The sequence below is a fragment of the Streptomyces sp. NPDC044061 genome (assembly GCF_056434305.1).
On sequence record NZ_JBWKFL010000002.1, the window covers coordinates 510052 to 518822 of the forward strand.

The 8771-nt window shown below is 68.4% G+C and carries 6 protein-coding genes and 1 tRNA gene; 1 reads left to right on the forward strand and 6 read right to left on the reverse strand.

Annotated elements, in window-relative coordinates; genetic code table 11:
- Positions 1 to 31: 31 nt before the first annotated feature.
- Complete coding sequence (locus tag AC07CM_RS04780) at positions 32 to 2656, reverse strand: valine--tRNA ligase (protein WP_478874880.1); 2625 nt, start codon at positions 2654 to 2656, stop codon at positions 32 to 34.
- A 137-nt stretch (positions 2657 to 2793) separates the two neighbouring features.
- Between AC07CM_RS04780 and AC07CM_RS04785 the strand changes: the two genes are divergently transcribed.
- Complete coding sequence (locus tag AC07CM_RS04785) at positions 2794 to 3777, forward strand: hypothetical protein (RefSeq protein ID WP_478874881.1); 984 nt, start codon at positions 2794 to 2796, stop codon at positions 3775 to 3777.
- 75 nt (positions 3778 to 3852) lie between these two features.
- On the opposite strand, the gene clpX is transcribed toward AC07CM_RS04785, so the two are convergent.
- From clpX to AC07CM_RS04810, 5 genes are all read right to left on the reverse strand, one after another.
- The gene (clpX, locus tag AC07CM_RS04790) at positions 3853 to 5139 is read right to left on the reverse strand and encodes an ATP-dependent Clp protease ATP-binding subunit ClpX (RefSeq protein ID WP_478874882.1); all 1287 of its coding nucleotides are present in this window, start codon (positions 5137 to 5139) and stop codon (positions 3853 to 3855) included.
- 170 nt (positions 5140 to 5309) lie between these two features.
- Positions 5310 to 5975, reverse strand: coding sequence for an ATP-dependent Clp protease proteolytic subunit (locus tag AC07CM_RS04795; protein WP_478874906.1), 666 nt, complete (start codon positions 5973 to 5975; stop codon positions 5310 to 5312).
- 70 nt (positions 5976 to 6045) lie between these two features.
- Positions 6046 to 6651 (reverse strand): ATP-dependent Clp protease proteolytic subunit, encoded by a 606-nt coding sequence (locus tag AC07CM_RS04800; protein WP_478874907.1) that lies wholly within the window; start codon positions 6649 to 6651, stop codon positions 6046 to 6048.
- Between the two features lie 370 nt (positions 6652 to 7021).
- Complete coding sequence (gene tig, locus AC07CM_RS04805; RefSeq protein ID WP_478874883.1) at positions 7022 to 8392, reverse strand: trigger factor; 1371 nt, start codon at positions 8390 to 8392, stop codon at positions 7022 to 7024.
- A gap of 179 nt (positions 8393 to 8571) precedes the next feature.
- Positions 8572 to 8648, reverse strand: a tRNA-Pro gene (locus AC07CM_RS04810).
- Between the last annotated feature and the right edge of the window lie 123 nt (positions 8649 to 8771).

The window sequence follows — 8771 nt, forward strand, 5'->3', positions numbered from 1 at the left end:
GCACCGGGGGCCTTCGTGGACGTACGGACCCTTACGCCGGCGGCAGCCTGTCCAGCTGGGCCTGGATCCGCGTGATGTCCTCGTCCGCCTTGGCGAGGCGGGTGCGGATCTTGTCGACCACGTTCTCCGGGGCCTTGGCCAGGAACGCCTCGTTGCCGAGCTTGGCCGTGGCCTGGGCCTTCTCCTTCTCGGCGGCGGCCAGGTCCTTGGCGAGGCGCTTGCGCTCGGCGGCCACGTCGATCGTGCCGGAGAGGTCGAGGGCGACCTCGGCACCGGCGACCGGGAGGGTGGCCGTGGCCGTGAAGGACTCGCCCTCCGGCTGCAGGCGCAGCAGCTGGCGGATGGCGGCCTCGTGCGGGGCCAGCGCCGTGCCGTCCAGGGTCAGGCGGGCCGGGACGCGCTGGCCCGGCTGCAGGCCCTGGTCGGCGCGGAAGCGGCGGACCTCGGTGATGACGGACTGGAGGGTCTCGATCTCCCGCTCGGCGGCAGCGTCACGGAACCCACTGTCCTTCGGCCAGTCCGCGACGACGACCGACTCGCCGCCCGTGAGGGTGGTCCAGAGGGTCTCCGTCACGAACGGGACGATCGGGTGCAGCAGCTTGAGGGTGACGTCGAGGACCTCGCCGAGGACGCGCTTGGAGACCTCGGCCGGCTCGCCGCCCGCCTGGAACGTCGTCTTGGACAGCTCGACGTACCAGTCGAAGACCTCGTCCCACGCGAAGTGGAAGAGGGCGTCCGACAGCTTGGCGAATTGGAAGTCCTCGTAGAGCGCGTCGACTTCGGCGACCACCGAGTTCAGCCGGGACAGGATCCAGCGGTCCGTCGCCGACATGGCCGAGGCGTCCGGCAGCGGGCCGTCCACCGTCGCGCCGTTCATCAGCGCGAAGCGGGTCGCGTTCCAGATCTTGTTGGCGAAGTTGCGGGAGCCCTGGACCCAGTCCTCGCCGATCGGGACGTCGACACCGGGGTTCGCGCCACGGGCCAGGGTGAACCTGAGGGCGTCGCTGCCGTACTTGTCCATCCAGTCCAGCGGGTTGACCGCGTTGCCGAAGGACTTCGACATCTTCTTGCCGAACTGGTCGCGGACCATGCCGTGCAGGGCGATGGTGTGGAACGGCGGGGTGCCGTCCATCGCGTACAGGCCGAACATCATCATCCGGGCGACCCAGAAGAAGAGGATGTCGTAGCCGGTGACCAGGACGGAGTTCGGGTAGAACTTCGCGAGCGACTCGGTCTGTTCGGGCCAGCCGAGGGTGGAGAAGGGCCACAGGCCGGAGGAGAACCAGGTGTCGAGGACGTCGGTGTCCTGGTGCCAGCCCTCGCCGCTGGGGACCTCGTCGTCGGGGCCGACGCAGACGACCTCGCCGTTCGGTCCGTACCAGACCGGGATGCGGTGACCCCACCACAACTGCCGCGAGATGCACCAGTCGTGGAGGTTGTCGACCCAGTCGAAGTACCGCTTCTCCATCTCCTGCGGGTGGATCTTGACCTTGCCCTCGCGGACGGCGTCGCCGGCGGCCTTGGCCAGCGGGCCGACCTTGACCCACCACTGCATGGACAGGCGCGGCTCGATGGTGGTCTTGCAGCGCGAGCAGTGGCCGACGGAGTGGACGTACGGCCGCTTCTCGGCGACGATCCGGCCCTCGGCGCGCAGCGCGGCGACGATGGCGGAGCGGGCCTCGAGCCGGTCCAGGCCCTGGAAGGGGCCGTGGGCGGTGATGACGGCGTGCTCGTCCATCACGGTGAGGGACGGCAGGTTGTGCCGCTGGCCGATCTCGAAGTCGTTCGGGTCGTGGGCCGGGGTGACCTTGACGGCGCCGGTGCCGAACTCCGGGTCGACGTGGGTGTCGGCGACGACCGGGATGGAGCGGTCGGTCAGCGGGAGCCTGATGAGCTTGCCGACGAGGTGCTTGTAGCGCTCGTCGTCGGGGTGGACGGCGACGGCGGTGTCGCCGAGCATCGTCTCGGCGCGGGTGGTGGCGACGACGATGGCGTCGTCCCCGTCGCCGTACTTCATGGAGACGAGCTCGCCGTCGTCGTCCTGGTACTCGACCTCGATGTCCGAGATGGCCGTCAGACAGCGCGGGCACCAGTTGATGATGCGCTCGGCGCGGTAGATCAGCTCGTCGTCGTACAGGCGCTTGAAGATGGTCTGGACGGCCTGGGAGAGGCCCTCGTCCATCGTGAAGCGCTCACGCGACCAGGCGACACCGTCGCCGAGGCGGCGCATCTGCCCGCTGATCTGGCCGCCGGACTCGCCCTTCCACTGCCAGACACGCTCGACGAAGGCCTCGCGGCCGAGGTCGTGGCGGGACTTGCCCTCCTTGCCCAGCTCACGCTCGACGACGTTCTGCGTGGCGATGCCGGCGTGGTCCATGCCGGGCTGCCACAGGGTCTCGAACCCCTGCATGCGCTTGCGGCGGGTCAGGGCGTCGATGAGCGTGTGCTCGAAGGCGTGGCCGAGGTGCAGGCTGCCCGTGACGTTCGGGGGCGGGATGACGATCGTGTACGGCGGCTTGTCGCTCTTCTCGTCCGCCTCGAAGTAACCGCGCTCTACCCAGCGCTCGTACAGCGGCCCCTCTACATCGGCCGGCGCGTATTGGGTCGGCAGTTCGGTGTCGGGCGCGGGTGGCTGCTGCTGAGCGTTCTCGGTCACGGGGGTCAGTTTAGAGGTGTCACGGGGCGGTCCCGAAACGCGTTTGTTCTGTAACGGTGCGGCCCCCGGTGCCGTGTGCCTTCCGGGCCTGGGCCAGGATGTCAGGAACACATAAGCATCTGGAGGGGAACCCAGAAATGAGCAACAACCAGCCGGGCCCGTACGGCGGGCCGCCTCAGCAGCCGGGTCCGTACGGCCAGCCGGGGCAGCCGGGTCCCTACGGTCAGCCGGGTCCCTACGGCCAGCAGCCGCAGGCGCCCCAGCCCGGCTACGGCTACCCCCAGCAGGCCCCTCCGGCCCAGCCCCAGCCCGGCTACGGCTACCCCCAGCAGCAGGGCGTGCCCCAGCAGCCGAACCCGTACGGCCAGCAGCCGGGTGCCTACGGCCAGCAGCCCTACGGGGTGCCGCAGCCGCCGGCGCCGGGGGGCGGCAAGAAGAAGACGGGCCTGATCATCGGCGCGGTGGCCGTGGTGGCCGCCGTGGGTGTGGGGGTCTTCTTCGTGGTCGGGACCGCCAACGGTGGCAGCACCGCTGTCGCGGACGACGGCCCGCACAAGCTGACGGCTCCGGCCACGGTGATCAACGGCACGTACAAGAAGTCGGGCGACGGCAGCTCCGACGACTCGATGAGCGACGACGACCTGGCCGACTTCGCGAAGTGGGGGGTGAAGAACCCCAAGCACGCCGGCGCCACGTACCAGAACGGGGAGGGCCTGTCCGCCAAGGGCCTCTCCTTCAGCGGTGTCTACGGCACCATCGACGACCCCGAGGCCGTCGTGGACGCCGCGTTCGCCAAGGTCAAGGCCGAGTCGCAGAAGGACCAGAGCGGCGACAAGACCAAGGGCAAGCTGCTGGGCAGCCCGCAGACGGTCCACCCGGCGGGCTTCGACGGCATCATGAAGTGCCAGGTGGCGCAGATCGACAACACCGGCTCCTCGTCGTCGACCGCGGGTGCCGCGAAGACCGTCAAGTTGCCCTTCTGCATCTGGGGCGACCACAGCACCGTCGCCGACGTCTCGGCGTTCAGCTTCGCCTCGATCGCCGCGGGTGAGGGCGGTTCGGTCGACGAGACGGCCAACCTGGCCGCGAAGCTCCGCAAGGACGTGCGCGTCAAGGCCTGACGGCGCACACCCCTGAAAGAGTGAAGGGGCCCCGGTCCGCTGACCGGGGCCCCTTCGTGTGCGTCCTGCGGGCGGCTACGCCGTCTTCTGCTCCCCCGCCCCACGGCCCCGGGCGTCGCGCGGGATCAGGGTCGGGTTGACGTTCGAGTGGACCACGTCGGCCGTGATGACCACGCGGGCGACGTCCTTGCGGGACGGGACCTCGTACATCACCGACATCAGGACCTCCTCCATGATGGCGCGCAGGCCGCGGGCGCCGGTCTGGCGGAGGATGGCCTGGTCGGCGATGGCCTCCAGGGCCTCGCGCTCGAAGTCCAGTTCCACACCGTCGAGTTCGAAGAGGCGCTGGTACTGCTTGACGAGCGCGTTGCGCGGCTCGACCAGGATCTTGAGCAGCGCCTCGCGGTCGAGGTTGTGGACCGAGGTGATCACCGGCAGACGGCCGATGAACTCGGGGATCATGCCGAACTTGACGAGGTCCTCGGGCATGACCTCCTCGAACTGGTCCTTGGCGGCCAGTTCGCGCTTCGAGTGGATCGTCGCGCCGAAGCCGATGCCCTTGGCACCCGCACGGGCCTCGATGATCTTCTCCAGGCCGGCGAACGCACCGCCCACGATGAACAGGACGTTCGTCGTGTCGATCTGGATGAACTCCTGGTGGGGGTGCTTGCGGCCGCCCTGGGGCGGTACGGAGGCCGTGGTGCCCTCGAGGATCTTCAGCAGGGCCTGCTGGACGCCCTCGCCCGAGACGTCCCGCGTGATCGAAGGATTTTCGCTCTTCCGGGCCACCTTGTCGATCTCGTCGATGTAGATGATCCCGGTCTCGGCCTTCTTGACGTCGTAGTCGGCCGCCTGGATCAGCTTGAGGAGGATGTTCTCCACGTCCTCGCCCACGTAGCCCGCCTCGGTCAGCGCCGTGGCGTCGGCGATCGCGAACGGGACGTTCAGCATGCGGGCCAGGGTCTGGGCGAGGAGGGTCTTGCCGGAACCCGTGGGACCGAGCAGAAGGATGTTGGACTTCGCCAACTCGATGGCGTCGTCACGGCCTTGGGCGCCGCCGTTCTCGCCGGCCTGGACCCGCTTGTAGTGGTTGTACACCGCGACCGAGAGCGCCTTCTTGGCGGCCTCCTGGCCGACCACGTAGCCCTCGAGGAACTCGTAGATCTCGCGGGGCTTGGGCAGCTCCTCCCAGCGCACCTCGCTGGTCTCCGCGAGCTCTTCCTCGATGATCTCGTTGCAGAGATCGATGCACTCGTCGCAGATGTACACACCGGGCCCTGCGATGAGCTTCTTGACCTGCTTCTGGCTCTTGCCGCAGAACGAGCACTTGAGCAGATCGCCGCCGTCACCGATGCGTGCCACGGTGTGCTTCCCCTTCGCCTGGGAGACGCCCGGACGCTTTCGAGTCCAGCGGCTCCTGGTGCTGCCTTATGTCCGACGGTACCTTGCCGGGCCCCGTGTTCGGGTCCCCCTTGGCAGGGTTCACTTTGACGTGGACCCTGCCAAGGGGGCCTGAGAGTGTGACGCTGCGCTCAGCGGACGTCGGCGTTGTTCATCTTCCGGGTGGAGATGATCTGGTCGACGATGCCGTACTCGAGCGCCTCCTCGGCCGTGAGGATCTTGTCGCGCTCGATGTCCTCGCGGACCTTCTCGATCGGCCGGTTGGAGTGCTTGGCCAGCATGCTCTCCAGCTGGTCGCGCATCCGGGTGAACTCGTTGGCGATGATCTCCAGGTCGGAGAGCTGACCGCGACCGGTGGAGCCGGCCGGCTGGTGGATCAGCACGCGCGAGTTCGGCAGGGCCATGCGCTTGCCCGGCGTACCGGCGGCGAGCAGGATGGCCGCGGCGGAGGCCGCCTGCCCCATGCAGACCGTCTGGATGTCGGGCTTCACGAACTGCATGGTGTCGTAGATGGCCGTGAGGGCCGTCATGTCGCCACCGGGACTGTTGATGTAGATCGAGATGTCCCGGTCGGGGTCCATCGACTCCAGGCACAGCAGCTGCGCCATGACGTCGTTGGCGGAGGCGTCGTCGATCTGGACGCCCAGGAAGATCACGCGCTCCTCGAAGAGCTTCGCGTACGGGTCGTACTCGCGGATGCCCTGGGAGGTGCGCTCGACGAAACGCGGGATGACATAGCGGCTGTCGGGCCGGGGCCCTTCGTACATGCCGCTGGCGGCGCCGTGGAAGTTGCTCATGAGGGTGTTCACCGTCCTGGTGGCGTTCTGGGGGCTGGGGTCGTGGCGGTGCGTGGCGCGGCCGGGCCGGTCAGGCACCGGTGCCGCCGCCTCCCGGAACACCCGAGGCGTGCGTGATGATCTCGTCAATGAGACCGTACTCCTTGGCCTCTTCCGGGGTGAACCAGCGGTCGCGGTCGCCGTCGCGGACGATCGTCTCGACGGACTGGCCGGAGTGCAGCGCGGTCAGCTCGGACATGGTCTTCTTGGTGCGCAGCAGGTACTGGGCCTGGATCTTGATGTCCGAGACCGTACCGCCGAGGCCCGCGGAGCCCTGGTGCATCATGATGTCGGTGTGCGGCAGGGCGAAGCGCTTGCCTGCGGTGCCGCCGGTGAGCAGGAACTGGCCCATCGAGGCCGCCATGCCCATGCCGATCGTGACCACGTCGTTCGGGATGTACTGCATGGTGTCGTAGATCGCCATGCCGGCCGTCACCGAGCCGCCGGGGCTGTTGATGTAGAGGTAGATGTCCTTGCTCGGGTCGGCGGCGAGGAGCAGCAGCTGTGCGGTGATCTTGTTGGCGATGTCGTCGTCAACCTGCTGGCCGAGGAAGATGATCCGCTCGTTGAGCAGCCGGTTGTAGACCTGGTCGCCGAGGCCACCACCGATGGAAGGCTCGCCGGCGGCGGAGGGCATCAGATTCGTCACGTATCCACCTGCTCGTCTTACGACGGCGCCGGGCCGTCTCACGTCGTCCTGCCGGAGGCTTGGCTGGGGGTTTCAGGAGACTCCCCTGCCCCCGTATTCATGGACCCTAACGCTCAGGTCCCTTCGGGGAATCCCGGAGATGGGGGTGTTCGCCGGGGGCGTAGCGAAGGGCTCCGCCGGGGGGCCGGATGCGGTCCGTGAAATCGGGGTACTTTGCGTCACCGGGCCGCGGGTCGTCCGTGGCCGGTCGCGCGGCTCCCCACGCCCCTCTCGCGAGCTGCCCACCCCGTACGCCGACGGGCCCCGGGGAAGGTCCCCAGGGCCCGTCGTACGCGCTTCAGAGGCGCCGCAGGGCCGCTCAGCCCTCGGCGTTCTCCTCGGAGGTCTCCGACGCCTCGGCGGCCTCGGTCTCCTCCTCCTCGTCGTCCAGGTCGACGACCTCGCCGTTGGTGTCCTTCACCGTGGCGGCCTCGACCACGACGGCCAGGGCCTTGCCGCGGGCGACCTCGCCGACCAGGAGCGGCACCTGGCCGCCCTCGACGACGGCCTGGGCGAACTGGTCGGGGGACATGCCGGAGGAGGCCGCACGCCGCATGAGGTGCTCGGTGAGCTCCTCCTGGTTGACGTTGAGGTTCTCCTTCTTGACCAGCTCGTCGAGGACGAACTGGGTCTTGATGCCCTTGACCGCGGCCTCACGGGTCTCGGTCTCGAACTCCTCGGCGGTCTTGCCCTGGATCTCCAGGTACTTGTCGAGGGTGAGGCCCATCTGGCCGAGCTGGTGGTGCTCCAGGTTGTGCTTGCGGGTGTTGATCTCGTCCTCGAGCAGCTTCTCGGGGACCGGGACCTCGACCAGCTCGAGGAGCTTCTCCAGGACTCGCTCCTGGGCCTGGGTGGCCTGGTCGTACTGCTTCATGTTGGCCAGGCGCTTGCGGCTGTCGTCCTTCAGCTCGTCCAGGGTGTCGAACTCGGAGGCGAGCTGCGCGAACTCGTCGTCCAGCTCGGGCAGTTCGCGGGCGGCGACCTGGGTGACCTTGACGGTGACCTCGGCTTCCTTGCCCGCGGCGGAGCCGCCCTTGAGCTCGGAGGCGAAGGTGGCCTCGCCACCGGCCTCCACGCCCTTCACGGCGTCGTCGATGCCGTCCAGCAGCTCACCGGAGCCGATGGTGTAGGAGACGCCGTTGGCGATGCCGTCCTCGAGGACCTCGCCGTCGACCTTGGCCTCCAGGTCGATGGTGACGACGTCGCCGTCCTCGGCGGCGCGCTCGACCGGGGAGGTCGAGGCGAAGCGCTCACGGAGCTGCTCGACCGACTTCTCGATGTCCTCGTCGGTGACCTCGACGGCGTCGACCTCGACCTCGATGCCCGAGTAGTCCGGGATCTCCAGGGCCGGGCGGACGTCGACCTCGGCGGTGAAGTTCAGCGTCTCGCCGTCCTTCAGCTCGGTGATGTCTACCTCGGGCTGGCCCAGCGGGCTCAGCTCGGCCTCGTTGACCGCCTCGGTGTAGAACTTGGGGAGCGCGTCGTTGACGGCCTCCTCAAGCACCGCACCGCGGCCGAACCGCTGGTCGATGACGCGGGCCGGGATCTTGCCCTTGCGGAAGCCCTTCACCGTGACCTGCTGGTTGATCTTCTTGTACGCCGCGTCGAGGCTGTCCTTGAGCTCCTCGAAGGGCACCTCGACAGTGAGCCGAACCCGGGTCGGGTTCAGGGTCTCCACGGCGCTCTTCACGGTTCGGTCTCCTTGTGGCTGACTTCTGGGTTTCTGCCGGAGCCAGACTGGTCCGGCGGACTTCGCCGCCCGGAGGAGTTCGTAGGCCGAGTGGGCCGGGACACACGGGCGCGCAGCTTGCATAGTAACCGCAGCCGGTCAGCGCCCCAAAAGGCGATCATCGCGACGTCGCGAGCCGGTGGTCGGGGTGGCGGGATTTGAACCCACGGCCTTCCGCTCCCAAAGCGGACGCGCTACCAAGCTGCGCCACACCCCGTCTGGTGCGACACGTAGGGTACATGCACCAAGACCGGGAAGTTAAGGATCTTGTGGTCGGTGTCGAGGTCCGTCGCGGTCAGCAGGCGAGGGCGTAGGTGGCGGGTCCGGTCTTGCGGATCAC

What these genes read in the sequence shown, in the direction of transcription:
- AC07CM_RS04795 (WP_478874906.1), bottom strand. Translation starts at nt 5,975, where the DNA reads ATGAGCAACTTCCACGGCGCCGCCAGCGGCATGTACGAAGGGCCCCGG.
- AC07CM_RS04785 (WP_478874881.1), top strand. Translation starts at nt 2,794, where the DNA reads ATGAGCAACAACCAGCCGGGCCCGTACGGCGGGCCGCCTCAGCAGCCG.
- AC07CM_RS04800 (WP_478874907.1), bottom strand. Translation starts at nt 6,651, where the DNA reads ATGCCCTCCGCCGCCGGCGAGCCTTCCATCGGTGGTGGCCTCGGCGAC.